The 22,174-nt window shown below is 66.2% G+C and carries 17 protein-coding genes; 16 read left to right on the top strand and 1 reads right to left on the bottom strand.

Translation table 11 applies throughout. The features are described 5' to 3' along the window. The first annotated feature begins 1 nt into the window (after nucleotide 1). The 8 genes from AAIL66_RS07255 to hutG all read left to right on the top strand — a co-directional run bounded on the left by AAIL66_RS07255 (nucleotide 2) and on the right by hutG (nucleotide 9,497). On the top strand, nucleotides 2–1,348 hold the full coding sequence (locus AAIL66_RS07255) for an amidohydrolase (RefSeq protein WP_343496367.1): 1,347 nt from the start codon (nucleotides 2–4) through the stop codon (nucleotides 1,346–1,348). A gap of 107 nt (nucleotides 1,349–1,455) precedes the next feature. Beyond that, the gene (locus tag AAIL66_RS07250; protein ID WP_343496366.1) at nucleotides 1,456–2,022 is read left to right on the top strand and encodes a HutD family protein; all 567 of its coding nucleotides are present in this window, start codon (nucleotides 1,456–1,458) and stop codon (nucleotides 2,020–2,022) included. Nucleotides 2,023–2,161: 139 nt separating this feature from the next. Beyond that, nucleotides 2,162–3,424, top strand: a complete 1,263-nt coding sequence (gene hutI / locus AAIL66_RS07245) for an imidazolonepropionase (RefSeq protein ID WP_343496365.1) — start codon at nucleotides 2,162–2,164, stop codon at nucleotides 3,422–3,424. A gap of 25 nt (nucleotides 3,425–3,449) precedes the next feature. Then, on the top strand, nucleotides 3,450–4,838 hold the full coding sequence (locus AAIL66_RS07240; protein WP_343496364.1) for an FAD-binding oxidoreductase: 1,389 nt from the start codon (nucleotides 3,450–3,452) through the stop codon (nucleotides 4,836–4,838). Beyond that, nucleotides 4,835–5,977, top strand: coding sequence for a histidinol-phosphate transaminase (locus tag AAIL66_RS07235; protein ID WP_045839260.1), 1,143 nt, complete (start codon nucleotides 4,835–4,837; stop codon nucleotides 5,975–5,977). The genes AAIL66_RS07240 and AAIL66_RS07235 overlap by 4 nt, the downstream gene beginning before the upstream one ends. A 3-nt stretch (nucleotides 5,978–5,980) precedes the next feature. After that, nucleotides 5,981–7,216: an MFS transporter gene (locus AAIL66_RS07230; RefSeq protein WP_343496363.1), complete on the top strand. Its 1,236-nt coding sequence runs from the start codon at nucleotides 5,981–5,983 to the stop codon at nucleotides 7,214–7,216. Next, entirely contained in the window at nucleotides 7,213–8,640 is a 1,428-nt protein-coding gene (locus AAIL66_RS07225; RefSeq protein ID WP_034351378.1) for a formimidoylglutamate deiminase, read from the top strand. The genes AAIL66_RS07230 and AAIL66_RS07225 overlap by 4 nt, the downstream gene beginning before the upstream one ends. 41 nt (nucleotides 8,641–8,681) lie before the next feature. Next, nucleotides 8,682–9,497, top strand: coding sequence for an N-formylglutamate deformylase (hutG, locus tag AAIL66_RS07220; RefSeq protein ID WP_012836664.1), 816 nt, complete (start codon nucleotides 8,682–8,684; stop codon nucleotides 9,495–9,497). A gap of 13 nt (nucleotides 9,498–9,510) precedes the next feature. Here the strand turns inward: hutG and soxR are convergent, their stop codons facing one another. Continuing rightward, on the bottom strand, nucleotides 9,511–9,981 hold the full coding sequence (soxR, locus tag AAIL66_RS07215; protein ID WP_034351383.1) for a redox-sensitive transcriptional activator SoxR: 471 nt from the start codon (nucleotides 9,979–9,981) through the stop codon (nucleotides 9,511–9,513). A gap of 341 nt (nucleotides 9,982–10,322) precedes the next feature. Here soxR and AAIL66_RS07210 point away from each other — a divergent pair, with 341 nt between their 5' ends. The 8 genes from AAIL66_RS07210 (at nucleotide 10,323) to bioB (ending at nucleotide 22,123) form a co-directional block, all read left to right on the top strand. Then, the gene (locus AAIL66_RS07210; RefSeq protein ID WP_034382769.1) at nucleotides 10,323–11,513 is read left to right on the top strand and encodes an efflux RND transporter periplasmic adaptor subunit; all 1,191 of its coding nucleotides are present in this window, start codon (nucleotides 10,323–10,325) and stop codon (nucleotides 11,511–11,513) included. 11 nt (nucleotides 11,514–11,524) lie between these two features. Beyond that, the gene (locus tag AAIL66_RS07205) at nucleotides 11,525–14,719 is read left to right on the top strand and encodes a multidrug efflux RND transporter permease subunit (protein WP_059440110.1); all 3,195 of its coding nucleotides are present in this window, start codon (nucleotides 11,525–11,527) and stop codon (nucleotides 14,717–14,719) included. Further along, the gene (locus AAIL66_RS07200; protein WP_343496362.1) at nucleotides 14,712–16,184 is read left to right on the top strand and encodes an efflux transporter outer membrane subunit; all 1,473 of its coding nucleotides are present in this window, start codon (nucleotides 14,712–14,714) and stop codon (nucleotides 16,182–16,184) included. Before AAIL66_RS07205 ends, AAIL66_RS07200 begins: the two co-directional genes overlap by 8 nt. Next, the gene (alkB, locus tag AAIL66_RS07195) at nucleotides 16,181–16,855 is read left to right on the top strand and encodes a DNA oxidative demethylase AlkB (RefSeq protein WP_343496361.1); all 675 of its coding nucleotides are present in this window, start codon (nucleotides 16,181–16,183) and stop codon (nucleotides 16,853–16,855) included. The genes AAIL66_RS07200 and alkB overlap by 4 nt, the downstream gene beginning before the upstream one ends. A 66-nt stretch (nucleotides 16,856–16,921) precedes the next feature. Continuing rightward, complete coding sequence (locus AAIL66_RS07190) at nucleotides 16,922–17,998, top strand: homocysteine S-methyltransferase family protein (protein ID WP_003070538.1); 1,077 nt, start codon at nucleotides 16,922–16,924, stop codon at nucleotides 17,996–17,998. A 188-nt stretch (nucleotides 17,999–18,186) separates the two neighbouring features. Beyond that, a complete protein-coding gene (locus tag AAIL66_RS07185) occupies nucleotides 18,187–19,332 on the top strand; it encodes a Fe-S oxidoreductase (RefSeq protein ID WP_343496360.1) in 1,146 nt (381 codons plus the stop codon). A gap of 257 nt (nucleotides 19,333–19,589) precedes the next feature. Continuing rightward, nucleotides 19,590–20,585 carry a porin gene (locus AAIL66_RS07180; protein WP_034382781.1) on the top strand — a complete coding sequence of 332 codons (996 nt, stop codon included), beginning with the start codon at nucleotides 19,590–19,592 and terminating at the stop codon, nucleotides 20,583–20,585. 545 nt (nucleotides 20,586–21,130) lie between these two features. Beyond that, nucleotides 21,131–22,123: a biotin synthase BioB gene (gene bioB / locus AAIL66_RS07175; RefSeq protein WP_052057553.1), complete on the top strand. Its 993-nt coding sequence runs from the start codon at nucleotides 21,131–21,133 to the stop codon at nucleotides 22,121–22,123. The last annotated feature ends 51 nt before the right edge of the window (nucleotides 22,124–22,174 follow it).

The following is a 22,174-nucleotide window of genomic DNA, read 5'->3' as shown; positions in this document are numbered from 1 at the left end:
CATGGCCGCCACGCACATGACTCAACGGAGAATCCTCCGTGCTCCCGCATTGCTGCGTGGCGTCGCCCTGGCCGCGGCGCTGCTGGTGCCCGGCTGGGCGGCCGCGCAGGAGCCCGCCGCGATCGATCGCCTGCTGGGCGAGATGTACCCGCAGCTGGATACGCTGTACAAGGATCTGCACGCCCACCCCGAACTGGGCTTTGCCGAGACCCGTACCGCCGCCCGGCTGGCGAAGGAGCTGCGCAGCCTCGGTTTCGAGGTGACGGAGCAGGTCGGCAAGACCGGCGTGGTGGCCCTGCTGCGCAACGGCACGGGCCCCACGGTGATGGTCCGTACCGACATGGACGCGCTGCCTATGGAGGAAAAGACCGGCCTGTCCTATGCCAGCCGCGCCAAGACCACCTGGAACGGCCGCGAGACCTTCGTGGCGCATAGCTGCGGCCACGACGTTCACATGGCGGCGTGGGTCGGCGTGGCGCGCACGCTGTCGGCTCTGAAGTCGCAGTGGCGCGGCACGCTCATGCTGGTTGCCCAGCCCGCGGAAGAAACCGGCGCCGGTGCGCGTGCCATGCTGGCCGACGGACTGTTCACCCGCTTTCCCAAGCCCGACGTGGCGCTGGCGCTGCACACCGACCCGCGCCCCATCGGCACCGTCAGTTATGCGGTGGGGCCGATGACCTCGGCCGCCAACGAGGTGCAGATCACCTTCAAGGGCCGTGGCGGCCACGGCTCGGCGCCACACAAGGCGCTCGATCCGGTGATGATTGCCGCGCGCTTCATCGTCGACGTGCAGTCGGTCGTCAGCCGTGACAAGGACCCGATGGAATTCGGCGTCGTCACCATCGGCGCGATGCAGGCGGGCAGCTCGGGCAACATCATCCCCGACCGGGTGGTGCTGCGCGGCACGATCCGCAGTTACGCACCGGCGGTGCGGGCACAACTGCTCGACGGCGTGCGCCGTGTCGCGCTTGCCTCGGCCGCAGCGGCTGGCGCGCCGGAGCCCGATATCTCGCTGCCGGACACCAGCTCCGCCACCGTCAATAACCCGGCCGTCGTGGCGAAGGTCGAGTCGGTGCTGAAGGCCGCATTGGGGGCCGACAACGTGGCGCGCACGCCGCCGCTGACCACCAGCGAAGACTTCGCCGAATACGGCGCCGAGGGCGTGCCCTCGATGTTCTTCCTGGTCGGCGTCACCGACCCGCAGGAAGTGGCCGCCTCGCAGCGCCCCGGCGGCAAGCCGCTGGTGTTCAACCACTCGCCGCAGTTCGCGCCGCTGCCGGAGCCCTCCATCAAGACCGGCGTGAAGGCCATGAGCCTGGCGGCGCTGGGCTTCCTGGGCAAGCCTTGACACGCATCATTGCGTGCCAGACGGCTGCGGCCCCGGCTCGGTACTCCCGCGCTGGAGTACGCCGGTTCTAGCGCGGCGTTTGTTTTAATTCTTTGTGCTTTTGATCGATGCAACGCTTTGACCTGAACCAGATTGCGCCCAGCCCGTGGAAGAACGGGGGCGGCAGCACGCGCGAGATTGCCTGCTGGCCGCAGGGTGCGGGCATGGACAGCTTTGGCTGGCGCGTGAGCGTGGCCACAATTGCCCAGGCCGGCCCGTTTTCTGCATTTCCGGGCATAGACCGCCAGATCATGCTGCTCGATGGCGACGGGGTACGGCTGCACAGCGCCCAGGCCGGGCTCGAGCATGCATTGAACGAGCGCTGGCAGCCATTCGCCTTTTCGGGCGATATGGCGCTGGATTGCGATCTGCTGGGCGGGCCGTCCAGCGACTTCAATGTCATGACCCGGCGCGGACAGTGGTCGGCCAGTCTGGAGCAGCTCGGCGGCCAGGCAGAGGCGGGGCTGAGCGCCGCGGGGCTTTGCATGGTGTTGCAGGGTGGCTGGAAATGCACCGACGGGCGGATACTGCAAGCCGGTCAGGGCCTGTGGTGGAGCAGCGTCCGGCCCGAGCCGCTGCTGGCGCAGGACGAAAAGGCCAGGCTGATCCTGGTCAGCCTGACGCCGCATAGCTGAAACAGGAGCAGCTTGCGCGCTTTGGTTGGTCATTTCAATGTGTATTGATATGAAAAATCAGGAGTGGCAAGCGCATGAAGCTATGAAATTAGTAGTTTCATGGTTTGAATTGCCGTAATCGAACACTAGGAGCATCGCCATGACGCAAGTTATTTCCCATCCCGCAGTCTCTGCCGACGGCTGCTGGTACAACCTGCGTCTGGCGCCGGAGCTGTATGTCTCCGAAGTGGCGGATATTCCCGAAGGCACGCTGGCCTGCATCGTGGTGCAGCAAGGCCGCATGGTCTGGGTGGGCCCGCAGGATGCCATGCCCGCCGAATACCAGGCGCTGCCCCGGCATGATGGCGCAGGGCGCCTGGCCACGCCGGGCCTGATCGACTGCCACACCCACCTGGTCTATGGCGGCGAGCGTGCCAACGAGTTTGCCATGCGCCTGGCCGGGGCCAGCTACGAAGAAGTGGCCCGTGCCGGCGGAGGCATCGTCTCCAGCGTCAGGGCCACGCGCGAAGCGTCGGAGGACGAGCTGGTGGCGCTGGCGCTGCCGCGTCTCGAGCAGTTGCTGGCCGAAGGCGTGACGGCCATAGAGGTCAAGTCGGGCTACGGCCTGGCCCTGGAACACGAGCGCAAGCAACTGCGTGCCGCAAGGCGCCTGGGCGAGCTGTGTGCGGTGACTGTGCGCACCACCTTTTTAGGGGCCCATGCGCTGCCGCCCGAATATGCAGGCCGCAGCCAGGAATACACGGATCTGGTCTGTCAGGTCATGCTGCCGGCACTGGCCGCCGAAGGCCTGATCGATGCCGTCGATGTGTTCTGCGAGCGCATTGCCTTCTCGCTGGCAGAGACCGAGCAGGTCTTTCAGGCGGCCAAGGCATTGGGTCTGCCCGTCAAGCTGCATGCCGAGCAGCTGTCGAATATGGAGGGTGCAGCCCTCGCGGCCCGCTATGGTGCGCTGTCCTGCGACCACATCGAGCACCTGTCCGAACACGGCATTGACGAGATGAAGAAGGCCGGTACCGTGGCCGTGCTGCTGCCCGGAGCCTTCTACACGCTGCGCGACACCAAAGTGCCGCCGATTGAGGAATTAAGGGCCGCCAAGGTCCCGATGGCCGTTTCTACCGATCACAATCCGGGTACCTCCCCGTGCTTGAGCTTGCTGCTCATGGCCAATATGGCTTGCACGCTGTTCCGTCTGACGGTTCCCGAGGCTCTGGCAGGCATCACCCGGCATGCCGCGCAGGCTCTGGGTCTGCAGGACGAGCAAGGCCTGATTGCCGTGGGCCGTCCCGCCAACTTCGTGCTCTGGCCCGTAAAGCAGGCTGCCGAGCTGGCCTACTGGTTCGGCAGCAAGCCTGACTGTACGGTGGTGCGCCAGGGCCTGATTGCGCAGCAAGCCAAAGCCTGAAAGCGGGGAGCGCGAAAGGTTGCTGATGTCTCACGAACAATTTCTCAATGAACTGATTTCCACCCTGGGCGCCGATGTGGCGCTGCACGGCACGGACACGCCCGAGCGTAGCCGCACCGACTGGAGCGGCACGCCGCCCCAGCAGCCGTTGGCGCTGGTGCGCCCGCGCAGCACGGAGGAAGTCAGCGCGGTCATGCGTCTGTGCAGCGTCCACCGGATTGCGGTAGTGCCGCAGGGCGGTCTGACCGGGCTGGCCGGTGCAGCGGTTCCTACGGAGGGCGCTGTCGCGCTGTCGCTGGATCGCATGAACCGTATCGAGGACATCGATGCCAAGACTGGACTGATGCAGGTGCAGGCCGGCGTCACCCTGCAAGCCGTGCAGGAAGCTGCCGTCGATGTCGGCATGGTGTTCGGCGTGGATCTCGGTGCTCGCGGCAGTTGCCAGATCGGCGGCAATGTCTCCACCAATGCGGGCGGCAACGGCGTGCTGCAGCACGGCATGATGCGCGAGCAGGTGCTGGGCCTGGAAGTGGTGCTGGCCGACGGCACGGTGCTGCCCATGCTGCGTCCCATGATCAAGAACAACACGGGCTACGACCTCAAGCAGTTCTTCATCGGTGCCGAAGGCACGCTGGGCATCATCACACGCGTGCTGCTGCGCCTGCGCCCCGCGCCCCAGGCCACGGCCACGACGCTGGTGGCCATGCCCGATTTCGACTCGGCCCTGGCCGTGCTCAAGCGCATGCAATCGCGCTTCGGCAACAGCGTCGCGGCCTATGAGCTGATGTGGGACAGCTTTGTGCAGGCCTCCATGGCCTGGCTCAAGCTCGCTGCGCCTTTTGAGCAGCGGTACCCCTTGCTGGCCCTGATCAATGTGGACGGCAAGGACGAGGCGCAGCTGCAGGGCGATCTGCAGCAGGTGCTTGAGGAAGCCATGGAGGCTGGCGAGGTGCTCGATGCCATCGTGGCCCAGTCGGTCGCCCAGGTGCAGCAGCTGTGGAAGCTGCGCGAGGCACCGGCCGAGCTCAACAACAATATGCATCCCGCGATCAACTTCGACGTGAGCCTGCCTCAGGCCGACATCGGCCGTTTTGCCGAAGCCTGCATGCAGGCCTTTGCCGCTCGCTGGCCTGGTCACCAGGCGCTGTACTTCGGCCATGTGGGCGACGGCAACCTCCATGTCTCGGTGGATGGCAAGACCGTCAACGGCGAATGCGAGCAGGTGGAGGAGCTTCTCTACCGCATCGTGGGCGAGATGCAGGGCAGCGTCTCCGCGGAGCACGGCATCGGCCTGCACAAGAAACCGTATCTGGGCAACAGCCGCACGCCTGCGGAGCTGGCGGCGATGCGGGCCATCAAGCTGGCCCTCGATCCACTGGGCCTGATGAATCCCGGAAAGGTGTTTGATCTATGACGAATTCCCTGGTGGCCTCGCTGGCCCGTGCCCAGGTGCGCCCGCTGCCTGCGTACAACGCCGGCCTGTCCAACGAAGCGGTGCGGGCGCGCTATGGCGTGACCGATATTGCGCGACTGGCCAGCAATGAAAATCCCTTCGGTGCCAGCGCCTCGGTGCGCCGGGCGATTGCCGATGTGGCCAATGATGTGGGCAACTATCCCGATGCCAACTGCACGGCCTTGCGCGAAGCCATTGCCGAGCGCACGGGGCTGCCCGCCGGGCGCCTGGTGTTCGGCGACGGCTCGGAAGACCTGATCAAGATTCTCTGCGAGGTCTTTCTCGCTCCCGGCGATCTGGTTGTGACCCAGCGCCCCGTGTTCGGCCTGCACGAAATCTATCCGAAGATGATGGGCGCGGAGGTCGAGCTCCTCGACCTCAACGAGGAGCTGGGCTTCGATCTGGGCGCCTGGTGCGCTGCAGTGGCCAAGGCCCCCAAGATAGCCTTCCTGCCCAACCCGTCCAACCCCGTGGGCTGCATGATGGATGCGGCGCAGTTTGCGCAGGTGCTGGAGGCCACGCCCGTCAACACCGTGCTGGTGGTGGATGAGGCCTATTACGAATACGCGCTGCATGACGACGACTACCCCGATGTGCTGGCCATGCTGGAGGCGCGTGTCGGGCCCTGGATCGTGCTGCGCACCTTCTCCAAGGCCTGGGGCCTGGCCGGTCTGCGCGTGGGCTACGGCATGGCCGACAGCGCCGAGCTGGTGAGCCTGATGGACAAGGTGCGCTCGCCCTTCAATGTGAACATGGCGGCCCAGCGTGCGGCGCTGGCCGCCTGGAACGATCCCGCGCACATGCGCAGCGGTGTGGCGACCACGGTGGCGCTGCGCGAAGATCTGCGCAGACAGCTGCTGGCGCTGGCAGGGCCGGGCCGGCCGCTGCAAGGCCTGCGCATTGCGCCTTCGGTGGCCAACTTCCTGTTCCTCGACCTCGGCCGTCACAATGGCCCGGTGACCGAGGCGCTGCTCAGGCAGGGCGTGATCGTCAAACCCTGGAAGGAGCCCGGCTTCGAGCATTTCCTGCGCGTGTCCATAGGCACCGAAGGCGACAACGTGCGTTTTGTGCAGGCCTTGCTGGCCGCGCTCGAGGCCTGAGCCATGAAGCTGTTCCGGGGCTGGACGATTGTGGCGGCGGCCCATGGCCTGCTCGCCCTGGCCTTCGGTGCAGCTTATTCCTTTGGCGCTTTTTTCAAGAGCATCCAGACGCAGTTCGATGCGGGCCGTTTCTCCGTGGGCTCGCTGTTTGCCGTGACGGCTTTGCTGTATTACTGCGTGGGCGCTGTTGCCGGCCCCCTGGCCGACCGCATAGGCCTGCGCCGCGTGACCGGTGCGGGGGTCTTGCTGCTGGCCACAGGCTTTGCGCTGGCCAGCCAGACCCGCTCGCTGGCGCAGCTGTTCGTGGTTTTCGGCCTGTTCGTGGGCGCTGGCGTGGGCCTGATCTACGTACCGGCCCTGGTGGCCGTGCAGCGCTGGTTCATACGGCTACGCAGCCGTGCCTCCGGCCTGGCCTCGGCCGGCACCGGCGTCGGCACCTTCGCCGCGCCGCTGTTTGCGGGCTGGCTGCTGGAATTGCAGAGCTGGCAGATCACCATGCAGTGGTTTGCGCTGGCCATCTTGCTGCTGGGACTGCCGGCCGCGCTGTCCATGGTCGGCCAGCCCTCGCAGCTGGGCCTGAGCTGCGACGGCGATCCCCACCCTGCCCAGGCGCAAGCTCAAGCTCAAGCGCAGGGCATGGAGCTGTCCCAGGCCGTGCGCAGCAGCAGCTTCGGCTGGTTTTTCCTGGCCATCTTCCTGGCTTCGGTGAGCTTGTTTGCGGCCCTGGTGCATATCGCTCCCATGGCCCAGGGCCTGGATATCGATGCCGTTTCAAGCCAGTGGCTGATCGCCCTGATAGGCGCTGGCAATGTGCTGGGCCGGCCGCTGCTCGGCGGTCTCGGCGACAGGCTGGGAGCTCTGCGTCTGCTCATGGGTCTGAGCATTTTTCTGGCCCTGCTGCACCTGCTGTGGTGGCAGGCACATGGCTGGGCCGCGCTTGCCGTGTTTGCCCTGCTGTTCGGCGCGGCGCATGGCGGCTGCATCGCCCTGTTTCCCGTCCTTGCCGCCCAGTGGTTCGGCACCTTGCGGCTGGGTGCCATTTTGGGCATTCTTTACATCAGCGTGGGGCTGGCAGCAGTCGTCGGCGCCAGCGCGTCCGGCTGGGTGTTCGACCAGACTGGCGGCTACACCCAGGCCATCCAGGTCAGCGCCGCGCTGGCCTTGCTGGCTGTGGCTGCGCTGGCGCTTGCGGCCCGTGGCCAGCGTTTGGTTTCATCTCCTTCAGGCATTTCGAAATGATCATGCACTCTTCCTCCTCCAGCGGCACACTTTTTGCCGAAGACGCCTTACTGCCCACGGGATGGGCGCGCAATGTCCTGCTCAGCTGGGATGAGAGCGGGCGTCTGGCCGAGGTGCTCACCGATGTGGATCCGCAAAGCGGAGAGGCCGGCGAGGTCGATACCGCCATCCGCGCCGCTGGCCCGCTGATCCCCGGCATGCCCAATCTGCACTCGCATGCCTTCCAGCGTGCGTTCGGCGGGCTGACCGAGTTCCGTGGCCAGGCGCAGGACAGTTTCTGGAGCTGGCGCAAGCTGATGTACGGCTTTGCCAACCGCATGACGCCCGAGGCGCTGGAAGCGATTGCGACCTGGCTGTACCTGGAGATGCTGGAGGCAGGTTACACCTCGGTGTGCGAGTTTCACTATGTGCACCATGATGTGGGCGGCAAGCCCTATGCCAACGATGCCAGCCTGTCCCTGGCGCTGCTGCGTGCGGCGCAGAAGACGGGCATAGGCATGACCTTGCTGCCCGTGCTCTATCAGACCAGCGGCTTCGGGGGGCTTCCGCCTCGCGAGGATCAGGCTCGCTTCATTCGCAGCACGGACAACATGCTCTCCCTGCTGCAGCAGCTGGAGCCCGTGACCAGGGCGCAGCAGGCAGCCCTGGGCCTGGCTCCGCATTCGCTGCGCGCCGTGCCGCCGGACAGCCTCAAGGCCGCGCTCGCAGGCCTGCACGCCATGCTGCCCAAGGCGCCGGTGCACATCCATATCGCCGAGCAGACCCAGGAGGTGGATGACTGCCTGGCCTGGAGCGGTCAGCGCCCCGTGCAATGGCTGCTCGAGCATGCGCCCGTCGATGCGCGCTGGTGCCTGGTTCATGCCACGCATATGACGCCCGAGGAATATGCGGGCGCGGCTCGCAGCGCTGCCGTGGCCGGCATCTGCCCCACCACCGAAGCCAACCTCGGTGATGGGATTTTCGACATGCCGGCGTGGCTCAGGCATGGCGGCCGCTGGGGCATTGGCTCGGACAGCCACGCCACGGTCAACGCGGCCGAAGAGCTGCTGATGCTCGAATACAGCCAGCGCCTGAACCTGCGCCAGCGCAATGTGCTCGGCGGCGGTGCCCAGCCCCAGGTGGCGACCTCCATGACCTTGCAGGCGGTGGCCGGCGGTGCCCAGGCATCCGGCCGCGCCATTGCCGGTCTGGCCGTGGGCCAGCAGGCCGACTTCGTGGTGCTCGATGCCCGGCATGTGGCCCTCAACGGCCTGCCAGCCGACAGCGGCCATGCGGCCCATGTGTTTGCAAGCCATCGCACTTCGGCCATAGCCGATGTCTGGGTTCGCGGCCAGCAGCGCGTGCAGGCAGGCCGCCATGCGCTGCACGAGGTTGCGCAACAGGGCTTTGTCCTGGCCCGCAAGGCATTGCTGCAAGGCGCCTGAGGGCCGCTGCATTCAGATTTTTGACAGAAGAGAGACGCTCCATGAGCCAAGCCATCGCCCCCTTTGTCTTCCACCAGGGTACGGCACCGCTGCTGATTTCCATGCCGCATACCGGCACCCATGTACCGGCCGACATTGCGGCCAGGCTCACGCCCGAAGGGCGCGAAGTCCACGACACCGACTGGCATATGCCGCAGCTCTACGACTTCGCCAAGGCGCTGGGCGCATCCATTCTGGTCGCCACGCATTCGCGCTATGTCATCGATCTGAACCGTCCGCCCGATGGTGCCAGCCTTTATCCGGGCCAGAGCGTGACCGGGCTGTGCCCGGTTGACGGCTTCGACAGCAAGCCCCTGTATGCCAGCAAGGACCTGGAGCCCGACGAGGCAGAAGTCGCGCGCCGCCGCGAACTCTACTGGCAGCCCTATCATGCGCAGCTGCGCGCCGAGCTCGATCGCATCAAGAGCCAGCATGGCGTGGCCATGCTGTGGGATGCGCACAGCATCCGCTCGGTGCTGCCGCGCTTTTTCGAGGGCAAGCTGCCCGATCTGAACCTGGGCACGGCCGACGGCAAGAGCTGCGCGCCGGCGCTGGCCCAGCAGCTGCTGGATATTGCACGGCAGGCACCGGACCACACCAGCGTGCTCAACGGCCGCTTCAAGGGCGGCTTCATCACGCGCAACTATGGTCAGCCGGAGCAGGGCTTCCACGCCGTGCAGCTGGAGATGACGCAGTCCAGCTATATGCAGGAGCAGATGCCTTTTGACTACCTGCCCGAGGTTGCGGCGCGTATCCAGCCCACCATGCAGCGTCTGCTGCAGGCCGTGCTGGCCTTCGCCCAGGCCAGCGGTCGCTGAGCCCTGGCCGAGGCTAGTGGTCCTCGGCCTGCAGCTCGTCGCCTAGCCAGCGGCGGGGCCCAGGGCCGCCGCGCTGGCATTGGTCGCCGGGGTTGTACATGCTGCAGACCTTGAGCGACAGACAGCCGCAGCCTATGCACTGGTTGAGGCTGTCGCGCAGGCGCTGCAGCTCGGTGATGCGCTCGTCCAGCCGCTGCTGCCAGATGCGCGACATCTTCTGCCAGTCGCCGCCCGTGGGCACATGCCGCGTCGGCAGCCGCGCCAGCTGCGCGGCGATCTCCTCCAGCGTGAAGCCCACGCGCTGCGCAAACACGATGTAGGCAATGCGCCGCAGGCCCGAGCGGTGGTAGCGCCGCCTGCCGCCGGCGCTGCGCACCGATTCGATCAGACCCAGCGACTCGTAAAAGCGCAGCGCCGATGCGTTGACGCCGCTGCGCTGCGCGAAGTCGCTGATGCTCATCAGCGGATCATCCTCAGTTTTCATGATGTCTTTCTCCGGAGCTTGACTTAAAGTTCACTTGAACTTGAAGAATGCCGCCATTGTGATCGATAGCCGGTGGAGCCGCAATCAACGGCCCAAGCGCTGGCCGGAGTTCTTCTGATATCCGTAGCTGTATTCGCTTGATGAAAAACGACTTCAGATGGTTTTGTGCCTGAAGTCATTTGGTGAATTGCGGCAGCAGCTATCTTTATTGAATCTCTCTCAGCCACCTGCCAATGCTTGTCACAAGCCTGGCTGCTCCTGCGTCTTGTAGGCAGAGGCGGCCGTTTCGTCAGGCCTGCTGCCGCCAGCAGGGCGGGCGCATTCATTCTGGGAGAGTCCATATGTCAGTCCATTCCACGCCGCCACTGCGGCCCTTGCTGCTGGCCGGCGGCTTCGCGGCGCTGGTCCTGCTTTCCGGCTGCGGCCGTCCCGGCGCGGGCGATGCACATGCCAGCAACGGCCCGCCGCCCGCGCCCGAGGTGCAGGTGGCCGAGGTCGCCTTGCAGGCCATACGTCCCTGGGACGAGTTCAACGGCCGCATCGAGGCCGTGGAGTCGGTGCAGCTGCGCTCGCGCGTGTCGGGCTATATCGAGCGCATCGCCTTCGCCGAGGGCCAGGAGGTGAAGAAAGGCCAGCTGCTGTTCGTGATCGACCAGCGGCCCTATCGCGCGGCCCTGGCCAGCGCTCAGGCCCAGCTCGAACGCGCGCGTGCCGCTGCCGGGCTGGCGCAGACGCAGGACCAACGCGCGCGTCAGCTGGTGGCCGAGAATGCGGTCTCGCGCGAAGAGGCCGATACAAGGGCCGCAACACTGGCCCAGGCCACGGCCCAGGTGCGCGCGGCCGAGGCCGATCTGGCCACAGCGCGGCTGCAGCTAGATTTCACCGAGGTGCGCGCGCCCATCACGGGCCGTGCCAGCCGAGCCATGCTCACCGTGGGCAATATGGCCCAGGCCGACCAGAGCGTGCTGACCACCCTGGTCTCGCAGGACCCGGTGTATGCCTATTTCGATGCCGACGAGCACAGCTTTCTGCGCTACCAGAAGGCCGGCCTGAGCGGCCAGGGCCGCGCGGTGCGCGTGGCCCTTGTCGGCGACAGCGGCTTTGCCCATGCGGGCACGCTGGATTTCAGCGACAACCAGCTCCAGCCGGGCACGGGCACCATGCGCTTGCGCGCGCGCCTGGCCAACCCCGATCGGGTGCTGACGCCAGGCCTGTTCGCACGCGTGCAGATGCAAAGCGGCCCGGATCCGCAGGGGGGCGAGTCCCAGGCGCTGCTGATCGACGACAAGGCCGTGCTCACCGACCAGGACCGCAAGTACGTCTATGTGGTGGGCGAAGGCAATGTGGCCGAGCGTCGCGACCTCACGCTGGGTCGCATGGTCGATGGTCGGCGCCTAGTGGAAAAAGGACTGGCCGCGGGTGACCGGCTGGTGGTGGGCGGCGTGCAGCGCATCTACTACCCCGGCATGCCCGTCAATCCCAGGCCGGTGGCGGCAGCGGCCGTGCAGCCTGTGCCCGCCGCTGCGCAGTAAGGGGGAGTGCCATGGACTTCTCCAAGTTCTTCATAGACCGGCCCATCTTCGCGGTCGTGCTCTCCATCATCATGTTCGCCGTCGGCCTGGTGGCCATTCCGCAGTTGCCGGTGGGCGAATATCCCGAAGTCGTGCCGCCCAGCGTGGTCGTGCGCGCCACCTATCCGGGAGCCAATCCCAAGGAGGTCGCCGAGTCGGTGGCAGTGCCCCTGGAGGAAGCCATCAACGGGGTCGAAGGCCTGATGTACATGAAGTCGGTCGCGGCTTCGGACGGCAGCCTGCAGGTGGTCGCTACCTTCCGCCCCGAAATCGACCCCGACACGGCAGCTGTTCGCGTGCAGAACCGTGTCAGCCAGGCCCAGAGCCGGTTGCCCGAGGAGGTGCGACAGTTCGGCGTGACCACGCAGAAGCAGGCGTCCACGCCGCTGATGTACGTGGGCCTGGTGTCCCGCGACGGCGCGCATGATGCGCTGTATCTGCGCAACCATGTCACGCTCAAGATCAAGGATGTGCTGGCACGTATTCCCGGCGTGGGCGACGTGGGCATCTACGGCGCGGGCGACTATGCGATGCGCGTCTGGCTGGACCCGCACAAGGTGGCGGCACGCCAGCTCACGGCCGGCGAGGTGATCGCCGCCATCCGCGAGCAGAACATCCAGGTCTCGGCCGGCCAGCTGGGCGCGGAGCCCAGTGCGCAGAAGTCCGACAAGCTGCTGTCCATCAATGTGCGCGGGCGGCTGAAGACGGCCGAGGAGTTCGGCAGCATTGTGCTCAAGAGCGGCGAAGGCGGCCAGGTCGTGCGTCTGGCCGACGTGGCGCGCATCGAGCTGGGCGCCAGCGACTACACGCTGCGCTCGTGGAGCGACACCAAGAACATGGCTGCCGTGGGCATCTTCCTGTCACCGGGCGCGAATGCGCTGGGCGTGGCCGAGCAGGTCTACGCGGCCATGGACCGGCTCTCCAAGGACCTGCCCGAAGGCGTGGCCTTCGAGTCCGTCTGGGACCCCACGGTCTTTGTGCGCGACTCGATCAAGGCCGTGCAGAGCACGCTGATCGAGGCCGTGATCCTGGTGGTGCTGGTGGTCATCGTCTTTCTGCAGACCTGGCGCGCCTCCATCATTCCGTTGCTGGCCGTGCCTGTGTCCATCATCGGCACTTTCGCGGGCCTGTACCTGCTGGGCTACTCGATCAACACGCTGACGCTGTTCGGCCTGGTGCTGGCGATCGGCATCGTGGTGGACGACGCCATCGTCGTGGTCGAGAACGTGGAGCGCTACATCGAGCAGGGGCACAGCCCGCAGGAGGCTGCCCATTTGGCCATGAAGGAGGTCTCCGGGCCCATCATCGCCATCGCCCTGGTGCTGTGCGCGGTCTTCGTGCCCATGGCCTTTCTCAGCGGCGTCACGGGCCAGTTCTACCAGCAGTTCGCGGTGACAATCGCCATCTCCACGGTGATCTCGGCCATCAACTCGCTGACCCTGTCGCCGGCACTGGCGGCCAAGCTGCTGCAGCCGCATGGCGCACCGCGCGACGCGCTGGCGCGTGTCATCGACAAGGGCCTGGGCTGGCTCTTCCGGCCCTTCAACCGCTTCTTCGATCGCAGCGCTCATGGCTACCAGAATTCGGTGGGCCGCTCGCTGCGTCGACGCGGCCTGGTGTTCGCGGTCTATGCGGCGCTGCTGGCCGGCACTGCCGTGCTGTTCCATGCCGTGCCCGGGGGCTTCATCCCCATGCAGGACAAGCTCTACCTGTTTGCCGGCGCCAAGCTGCCCGAGGGCGCGTCGCTGAACCGCACCGATGCGCTCACGCGCCAGATGGTGGAGACGGCCAAGAGCGTGGATGGCGTGGACATGGTCGCGGCCTTCGCGGGCTTCAATGCGCTACAGTCCACGACCACGCCCAATCTGACCAGCTCCTACATCATGCTCAAGCCCTTTGGCGAGCGCACACGTAGCGCCGAGGCCATCAATGCCGAACTGGGTGCCAAGTTCGCGCAGATCGAGGGCGGCTTCGCCTATGCGCTGATGCCGCCGCCCATCCAGGGCCTGGGCAACGGATCGGGTTATTCGCTGTTCCTGCAGGACCGCGCAGGCCTGGGCTATGCAGCGCTGCAGCAGGCGCTTGAGGCCTTTCAGGCCGAGATTGCCAAGACACCGGGCATGACCTACCCGGTCAGCAGCTATCAGTCCAACATCCCGCAGCTGGAAGTGAAGGTGGACCGCATCAAGGCCAAGGCCCAGGGTGTGGCGCTGACCGACCTGTTCCAGACCCTGCAGGCCTATCTGGGCTCGGTCTACGTCAACGACTTCAACGCCTTCGGCCGCGTCTGGCGCGTGATGCTGCAGGCCGATGCCGACTACCGCCAGGCCGTGGAGGACATCGCCCAGCTGCGCACGCGCAACACGCGCGGCGAGATGGTGCCCATAGGCTCCATGGTCACGGTGGTGCCCAGCTACGGGCCCGATCCGGTGCTGCGCTACAACGGCTTTCCGGCCGCCGACCTGATCGGCGACTCCGATCCGCGCCTGCTGTCCTCGGCCGAGGTGCTGACCAAGCTGCAGGAGATTGCGCAGCGCACGCTGCCGCGCGGCATCGAGCTGGCCTGGACGGACCTGAGCTACCAGCAGGTCGAGCAGAGCCATGCCGCAGCCGTGGTCTTCGTGATCGCCGTGATGCTGGTCTTTCTGGTGCTGGCCGCGCTCTACGAGAGCTGGACCCTACCGCTGGCCGTCATCCTGATCGTGCCCGTGTGCATCTGCGCGGCGCTGTTCGGCGTCTGGCTGGCCGGGGGGGACAACAACGTCTTCGTGCAGGTGGGCCTGGTGGTGCTCATGGGCCTGGCCTGCAAGAACGCGATCCTGATCGTGGAGTTCGCACGCGAGCTGGAGATGCGCGGCTCGCCCATCGTCGATGCCGCGTTGCAGGCCTGCCGTCTGCGGCTGCGTCCCATCGTCATGACCTCCATCGCCTTCATCGCGGGCGCCGTGCCATTGCTGATCGGCGGCGGCGCGGGCAGCGAGGTGCGCGCGGCCACGGGCGTGACGGTGTTCTCGGGAATGCTGGGTGTGACGCTGTTCGGCCTCTTCCTCACGCCGGTGTTCTACGTCACGCTGCGCCGCCTGTCGGGCCGGTCGCTGGCGACCCGCACGCCTGCCCATCCTGCTTCACCTGTTTCACCCACATCCCTGGAGGGCAGCCATGTCTGAGATCCGCAAACCCTTGCGCAAACATGCTCTGGCATATGCCGTGGCGGGCCTTTCGGCCTTGCTCGCAGGCTGCGCCGTCGGCCCCGATTTCCGCACGCCCGAGCTGCCCCAGGCCGGCGCGCAGTTCGCGCGGGCCGAGCCGTCGGCAGTCCCGCAACAGGCATCGCCCGAGACCGGCTCCGACGCCGCGTTCTGGCGCCAGTTCCAGGATGCGCAACTCACGCAACTGGTCGAGCAGGCCCTGCGGGCCAACCAGGATCTGCGCGCTGCGCTGGCGCGGCTCGATGCAGCCCAGGCCCTGCTGCGCGAAAGCCGTCTTGATCAGCTCCCGACGCTTACCCTGTCGGGCCAGGCGCTGCAGCAAAGACGCAGCGAAAGCCAAGCCATGGGCGGGCCGCGCAGCCAGCGCAGCTACAGCGCCGGAATCAATGCGAGCTGGGAGCTGGACCTGTTTGGTCGCGTACGTCGCAACATCGAGGCAGGCAGAGCCGATCTGCGGGCCAGTGCCGCCGATCTGGCTGCGCTGCAGGTCGCCATTGCTGCCCAGGTCGCGGCCAGCTACGCCGACCTGCGCGGCTGGCAGCAGCGTCTGCATCTGGCCGAGGCCAATGCCGCCAATCAGCAAGATACGCTGCGCCTGGTGCAGCTGCGGCTGGCGCATGGCAGTGGCACCGATTTCGACCTGGCGCGCGCCCAGGCGCAGCTGGAGACCACGCGCTCGCGCATTCCGGCGCTGCAGGCCCGGATCGCTGTGGCCCAGCATCGGCTGGCCGTGCTCACCGGCCAGGTGCCCGAGGCACTGATCGCGACGCTGGACGCGCCGGCCGCGTTGCCGCAGTTGCCGCAGACCATCGCTCCCGGCACGCCCGCCGACCTGTTGCGCCGTCGCCCCGATGTGGCCGCCGCCGAGGCGCGTCTGCATGCGGCCACGGCGCGGGTGGGTGTGACCACGGCCGAGCTGTTCCCGCGCCTGTCGCTGGGCGGTCTGCTGGGCAGCTCCGCTCTCAGCACGGGCGCGCTGTTCGGGGCCGGCAGTGCCAGCCGCAGCGTGTTCCTGGGCGTGGACTGGTCTTTCCTCGACGTGGGCCGCGTACGCGCTCGCATCGCTGCCAGCGAAGCGGGCGCTCAGGTCGCGCTGGCTCAGTACCAGCAAAGCGTGCTGCTGGCGCTGGAGGACACCGAGAACGCCCTGGTGCTTCTCACGCGCACCCGCAGCGAGGACGCCCATCTGGCCCAGGCCGCCGAGCAGCGTGCACGGGCCGAGCAGCTCGCGCAGCGCCGCTACCGCCTGGGCAGCGTGGGCCTGTACGAGGTGCTGGACGCGCAGCGCGACCTCTATGCGGCCCAGGACGCGGCGGCCGACAGCCGCGCGCGCGGCCTGCGTGCCGCCGTGGCGCTGTACCAGGCGCTGGCTGGCGGCTGGGAGGGCCAGTCGCCGGCCAGGCCTATGATGGCGTTGCAATGACGCTTTCGCTGTTTCCTGCCGACTCCCTGCCCGCCGAAATCATTGATGACGGTGCCGTGCTGCTGCGCGGGTTTGCGACAGCCGAGGAGCAGCGCTGGGTGGCCGAGGTGACGGCTTTGCAGACGCGGGCCGCATTTCGCACCATGCAGGTGCCCGGCGGCAAGTTCATGTCGGTGGCGATCACCAACGCTGGCGGCTGGGGCTGGATTTCGGATCTGCAGGGCTATCGTTACAGTGCCGTCGATCCGCAGACCGGCAAGCCCTGGCCTGCCATCCCGGCTTTTCTGGGCGAGCAGGCCGCCAGAGCGGCGGCGCTGGCCGGCTATCCGGGCTTTGCACCCGATGCCTGCCTGATCAACCGCTATCAGCCGGGTGCGCGCATGGGCTTGCACCGTGACCAGGACGAGCATGACTTTGCTGCGCCCATAGTCTCGGTCTCGCTGGGCTTGCCCTGTCGTTTTCTCTGGGGCGGGCTGACGCGCCAGAGTCCCACCCGGCGCCTTGCGCTCACCCATGGCGATGTGCTGGTCTGGGGCGGCCCCTCGCGCCTGGTTTTTCATGGCGTCGCTCCGCTCAGGGAGGGCCAGCACCCGCTGCTTGGCAATGAGCGCTGGAATCTGACGTTCCGCATGGCCAAGGCTCGCTACCCGGCAGGCCAGCCATCGGAATAGGCGCTGGCGACAGGGCAATGCCCGGCTGCCCGGCAAAGCCGGCCAGCTTTCCTACAATGGCGGTCTATGAGCCAGTCGCACCCCACCCCCGCCTACACCCGAGCCCAGGAGCTGCCCGCAACGCTTGCCAAGCGCCTCGTCATTCTTGACGGTGCCATGGGCACCATGATTCAGCGTTTCAAGCTGGGCGAGGCTCAGTATCGCGGCGAGGGCTATGCCGGTGCCGACGGTGCGGGCGAGCGCTTCAAGGACTTCGCCCATGACGTCAAGGGCAACAACGAACTGCTGTCGCTGACCCGTCCCGACGTGATTCGCGACATCCATGAGAAATACCTGGCCGCCGGCGCCGATCTGATCGAGACCAATACCTTTGGCGCGACCACGATTGCGCAGGAGGACTATCACATGGCCGATCTGGCCTATGAGATGAACCTCAAGAGCGCCCAGCTGGCGCGTGCGGCCTGTGACAAGTACAGCACGCCCGATCACAAGCGTTATGTGGCCGGCGCCCTGGGCCCCACGCCCAAGACGGCCTCCATCAGCCCCGATGTGAACGACCCTGCCGCGCGCAATATCACTTTCGAGCAGCTGCGCCAGGCCTATCTGGAGCAGACGCTGGCGCTGATTGAAGGCGGTGCCGACGTGATCCTGGTCGAGACCATCTTCGACACCCTCAACGCCAAGGCCGCGCTGTTTGCCGTGGACGAGGCCTTCGAGCAGACCGGCGAGCGCCTGCCCATCATGATCAGCGGCACGGTGACCGATGCCTCGGGCCGCATTCTGAGCGGACAGACCGTGACGGCCTTCTGGCACAGCGTGCGCCACAGCAACCCGCTGTCCGTGGGTCTGAACTGCGCCCTGGGTGCCACGCTGATGCGTCCTTATGTGCAGGAACTGGCCAAGGCGGCTCCCGACACCTTCATCAGCTGCTACCCCAATGCCGGCCTGCCCAACCCCATGAGCGACACCGGTTTTGACGAAACGCCCGAGATCACCAGCCGTCTGGTGCACGAGTTCGCGGCCGAAGGTCTGGTCAATATCGTGGGCGGCTGCTGCGGCACCACGCCCGACCATATCGGAGCCATTGCCAAGGCTGTGCAGGCCACGGCCACGCGCAAGCTGTTCTACCCGGCCGAAGCCTGATTCCGCCTGGAATGGTTCGCCCCTGACCCGCGCTTCGGATCGCCGGTGTGAACCATGCGGCCCCGGCACGATCCGGGCAGCCCTGGTGCTTGAGCCACAAGCATTGGCAGCTCTTTTTCCGATGCTTATCCGCAGGGGCGGGCACAATGGCCTGATTCCGGCTTTGATGGCCCGCCACCGACGACCGCATGACTGCACCACTGCAACCCGTTGCCTCCGTACTGCCCGTGTCCGTGCCCACGAGCCAGGCGGCTGCGCAGGCCGGCAATGTGGCTGCAGCCGCTGTCCCGGATCTTCCCGCAGCGCAGCAACCGCCTGCTGCTCAAGCTGCGCCCCCGGCGACCAGCATGGTGCAGTGGTCGCCGCAAACCTTGCAGAACCTCAAGCTCCAGGCCTTTGAGCATCTGATTGCGCAGCTGGCACTGCAGGTGCAAGCCCAACCCGGTGCGCCTGCGGCGAGCTGGCCCAGTCAGGGCCTGCCAGCGGCCGTGCAGCAGTTTGTGCAAAGCCTGCTCGCGCAGGTTCAGGTCAGCCTGCAGGGACAGGCCCAGCCCTTGCAACTGTTGGCCGGCCAGCAGGGATCGGTTGCGCTGATGCAGGCCTTGGCGCAGGCTGCGGTGTCTGGCGCGCAGCCGCACAGCTCGGCTTTGCAGACGGCTGCGGCCCTGTCGCCAACGGCGGCCGTGGCGCTGGAGCAGGCACAGCAGGGCATGGCTGCAACCGCTGCTGGCGGCGCTGCCGCACCGCGTCTGCCCCAGCTGCAGAACTGGCTGGTGCAGCAAGGCACGCTGGTCACGCCGCAAGGCGAGCGCAGCTTTTCCCTGACACTGCAGGTACCCGCCGCCTGGGCGCAGGCTGTGGGTGCGGCAAGCATCCCGACAGCCCAGGGGCCGGGGACGGCCCTGCGCCTGCCCATGGCGGATCCGGGTGTCTTGAGCAGCGGTCCTCTGGCTCTGGTGGTGCAGCCGCAGTCGTCGGTGGCGACCAGCACACTGGCTACCAGCGCATTGCTGTGGCTGGAGCTGCAGCCCGTCACGGCGAGTTCCGCTCAGGCGACGCCGGTACAGATGGCCGGTCTGCCTCTGGCCATGCCCGCACCGGCACTGGCGCAGGAAGTGCAGCAACTGCTGCAGAACAAGTCCGATCCCTGGCTGATGATGGCCGCGGCCCAGGCTGCCAATGCCCTGCCTGTGCCGCGCCGCAGCGGCGAGCACCGTTCGCATCTGTGCATGACCGAAGGCTGCCAGTACCAGGGCCTGGCACCCTGCGCCCAGCCGTTCTGCAGCGAGATGAATCGCATCTGGGCCGCCTCCGGCGTGGCGCGCAGCGGCTGAACCAAGCTGACGCAGGGCTGGACTCTGCGCGTGCCGCACTTTCATAATGCTTCCCGTTGCCTGCTTTTTGAGCAGGCTTCTCGGGTCGGAATTGGCAGCCAGGCTGCCAGCCATGTTCCGGCTGTCTTCAGTGCATCAGGCAGGGCCTGACTGCCTGTCATCACCTCATCTCACAGGTCTTCGACTTTCTCTGTCTTCTGCTGTGCCAAGAGCTGGCTGCGGGGCAGTGACTTCACAATTCAAGGAGAACCACCGGCATGCGCTTGCGTACTGGCATTGCTTGTTCCACATGTTTCACTCTTTTGTCTGCCGTGCTGCCTGCGGCGGCCCAGTCGTCCAGCGTCAGCATTGGCGGTCTGATCGACGGCGGCATCTATCGCGGCTTTGATGGCACGGCGCAGGCCGGCACGATTCAGCGCAGCAATCTTGCGATTGCCGGCTGGGAGGACCTGGGCGGTGGCCTCAAGGCCACCTTCCGTCTGAGCGCACGTTTCGATATCGATACCGGGCGTCTGGAGGATCAGGGCCGCAAGCCGTTCTGGCACGACGAGTCCACGGTGGGCTTGCAGGGCGGCTTTGGCCACTTGCGCCTGGGCCGCGCCCTGTCGGCCATGTGGTCGCAGGACTGGAAGTTCGACCCCTGGGCCAATTTCAACCGCATTTCCTCGCCCGCCTGGTATCAGTGGCACTACCTCACGCCTACCGACCGCTACAGCAACAACGGCACCGCCGAGTATGGGCGCATGGCCAATGGCATCTTCTACGACTCGCCCACGGTGGCCGGCTTCACCCTGCATCTGAGTGCCTCGCCGGAGCGCACCGAGGTACCGCTGACCTTGCGCCGCGAAGGGCGCGGTTATTCGGCCTCTCTCAACTACGACTCGGAAAGCCTGAGCGGGATGCTGGCCTTCGAGCGCAACGGCAGCGGTGACAAGGACACTTTCGTGGCTGGCAAATACCGCTTTGGCGCAGCCGCCGTGATGGCCGCCTGGGACTATTCGCGCGTGGCACAGACGGCACTCTCGGCCAAGGCCGTGACGTTGGGCGCTACCTATCAGATGGGACAGACCACGCTGAAGGCCGGTTATGGACGCCAGCGCATGCAGGAGCAGACCAATCATTTCTACTCTCTGGGCGCCGACTACGCGCTGTCCAAGCGCACCACGCTCTATGCCAGCCTGGGGCGCAAGAGCTACGAGTACGGCGCGGACTCGGGAACTTCGTTCGGCGTGGGCATGGCTCACGCCTTCTGAGCCCAGGCCTCCAGCCCCACAGCCGCAGCCTTGCTGCGGCTTTTTTGCGCCCGGTGCGAATGTCCAACAAGAGTTGAGGGAATTAAATCCGCCAGTTTGGGGTGTTTGTCCGCCTTTGCACGGGCGGTACAGCACCGTTTCTGGCCCTGATCCAGGCCTTGTCCGGGTAAAAATCACCAAAACCCGTGTTTTTTGCCGATATCTACGCTCTTCCTCGTTGAAATCCAAGGTCCGAATCTGGTGTATTCCACTTAATTGAGTGCACAAGAGCTCAATTTGGCAGAAGTTATGGCTGGCTGTTTCTAATGAGTGCTGAAAATCTGTCAAATGCATTGAAATAGCGCTCAAAAATAGCGCTTCTTGTTGCAACTCTTTGGTGAGCAACTATTTGCATGCGGGCTCTGTAAATCCTTGATTTTTTTGCCCAAAATGCGCGGCATTCCCCCGATTGAGGAGAGACCGCGATGTCCTATTCCGTGCCCGAGCAAGACAACCCAGTGCGCGCCGCCGACGCGCAGCAAGCCGCTGCCTGCGGCAGCCAGACCATGCACTGGCATGCGCCGGCCAAGCCCGCCGCGGCTCCCGAAGCGCAGCGCTGGCCCGTGGAGGCAGTGCAGTCCTTGCTGGACCTGCCTTTTCTGGACTTGTTGCACCGTGCTCAGAGCGTGCACCGTGAGAACTGGCCTGCAGGCGAGATCGAGCTGGCGACCCTGTTGTCTGTCAAGACCGGCGGCTGCCCCGAGAACTGCGGCTATTGCCCGCAGTCGGCCGAGTTCGATACGGGCGTGAAGGCCGAGAAGCTGATGAGCGTGGAGGAGGTCACCCGCGCCGCCAAGGCGGCCCAGGATGCCGGAGCCACCCGCTTTTGCATGGGCGCTGCCTGGCGCGCGCCCAAGGACCGCGACATCGAGAAGATGAACGAGCTGATCGGTGCCGTGAAGGGACTGGGCATGCAGACCTGCGCCACGCTGGGCATGCTGCAGCCCCACCAGGCAGCATCGCTGCGCGATGCGGGTCTCGACTACTACAACCACAACCTCGACACCGCGCCCGAGTACTACAAGGATGTGGTCAGCACGCGCCAGTACCAGGATAGGCTGGACACGCTGGCTGCCGTGCGTGATGCGGGCATCAGCGTCTGCTGCGGCGGCATCATCGGCATGGGCGAGACCGAGGTCCACCGTGCCGGCCTGATTGCCCAGCTCGCGAACATGGAGCCCTACCCCGAGTCCGTGCCCATCAACAGCCTGGTGCCCGTGCCCGGCACGCCGCTGGCCGACAGCGAGCCGGTGGATCCGCTGGACTTTGTCCGTGTGATCGCCGTGGCGCGCATCACCATGCCCAAGGCCCGCGTGCGCCTGTCGGCGGGCCGCCAGCAACTGGGCGAGGCCGTGCAGACCCTGTGCTTCATGGCGGGAGCCAATTCCATCTTCTACGGCGACAAGCTGCTGGTGACCGGCAATCCAGATGTGGAGGCCGATACCACCTTGATGCGCAAGCTGGGCCTCAAGGGGCTGGGGGCATCGGCTGCAAGCTGATCCCTGAATCTTCCCCGGCCATCGCGCCGGGGCTTTCTCATTGCAAATTGC

Origin of the sequence: Comamonas sp. F1-6 (assembly GCF_039581415.1) — a bacterium.
In the GTDB taxonomy this organism is placed as follows: Bacteria; Pseudomonadota; Gammaproteobacteria; order Burkholderiales; family Burkholderiaceae_C; genus Comamonas; species Comamonas thiooxydans.
The sequence above is the reverse complement of the archived record's forward strand: the minus strand, read 5'-3'. Positions and strand labels throughout refer to the sequence as shown.

Bases quoted from the DNA above. Each gene is read 5' to 3' on its own strand.
- AAIL66_RS07255 (WP_343496367.1), top strand. From the start codon at position 2: ATGGCCGCCACGCACATGACTCAACGGAGAATCCTCCGTGCTCCCGCA.
- AAIL66_RS07250 (WP_343496366.1), top strand. From the start codon at position 1,456: ATGCAACGCTTTGACCTGAACCAGATTGCGCCCAGCCCGTGGAAGAAC.
- hutI (WP_343496365.1), top strand. From the start codon at position 2,162: ATGACGCAAGTTATTTCCCATCCCGCAGTCTCTGCCGACGGCTGCTGG.
- AAIL66_RS07240 (WP_343496364.1), top strand. From the start codon at position 3,450: ATGTCTCACGAACAATTTCTCAATGAACTGATTTCCACCCTGGGCGCC.
- AAIL66_RS07235 (WP_045839260.1), top strand. From the start codon at position 4,835: ATGACGAATTCCCTGGTGGCCTCGCTGGCCCGTGCCCAGGTGCGCCCG.
- AAIL66_RS07230 (WP_343496363.1), top strand. From the start codon at position 5,981: ATGAAGCTGTTCCGGGGCTGGACGATTGTGGCGGCGGCCCATGGCCTG.
- AAIL66_RS07225 (WP_034351378.1), top strand. From the start codon at position 7,213: ATGATCATGCACTCTTCCTCCTCCAGCGGCACACTTTTTGCCGAAGAC.
- hutG (WP_012836664.1), top strand. From the start codon at position 8,682: ATGAGCCAAGCCATCGCCCCCTTTGTCTTCCACCAGGGTACGGCACCG.
- soxR (WP_034351383.1), bottom strand. From the start codon at position 9,981: ATGAAAACTGAGGATGATCCGCTGATGAGCATCAGCGACTTCGCGCAG.
- AAIL66_RS07210 (WP_034382769.1), top strand. From the start codon at position 10,323: ATGTCAGTCCATTCCACGCCGCCACTGCGGCCCTTGCTGCTGGCCGGC.
- AAIL66_RS07205 (WP_059440110.1), top strand. From the start codon at position 11,525: ATGGACTTCTCCAAGTTCTTCATAGACCGGCCCATCTTCGCGGTCGTG.
- AAIL66_RS07200 (WP_343496362.1), top strand. From the start codon at position 14,712: ATGTCTGAGATCCGCAAACCCTTGCGCAAACATGCTCTGGCATATGCC.
- alkB (WP_343496361.1), top strand. From the start codon at position 16,181: ATGACGCTTTCGCTGTTTCCTGCCGACTCCCTGCCCGCCGAAATCATT.
- AAIL66_RS07190 (WP_003070538.1), top strand. From the start codon at position 16,922: ATGAGCCAGTCGCACCCCACCCCCGCCTACACCCGAGCCCAGGAGCTG.
- AAIL66_RS07185 (WP_343496360.1), top strand. From the start codon at position 18,187: ATGACTGCACCACTGCAACCCGTTGCCTCCGTACTGCCCGTGTCCGTG.
- AAIL66_RS07180 (WP_034382781.1), top strand. From the start codon at position 19,590: ATGCGCTTGCGTACTGGCATTGCTTGTTCCACATGTTTCACTCTTTTG.
- bioB (WP_052057553.1), top strand. From the start codon at position 21,131: ATGCACTGGCATGCGCCGGCCAAGCCCGCCGCGGCTCCCGAAGCGCAG.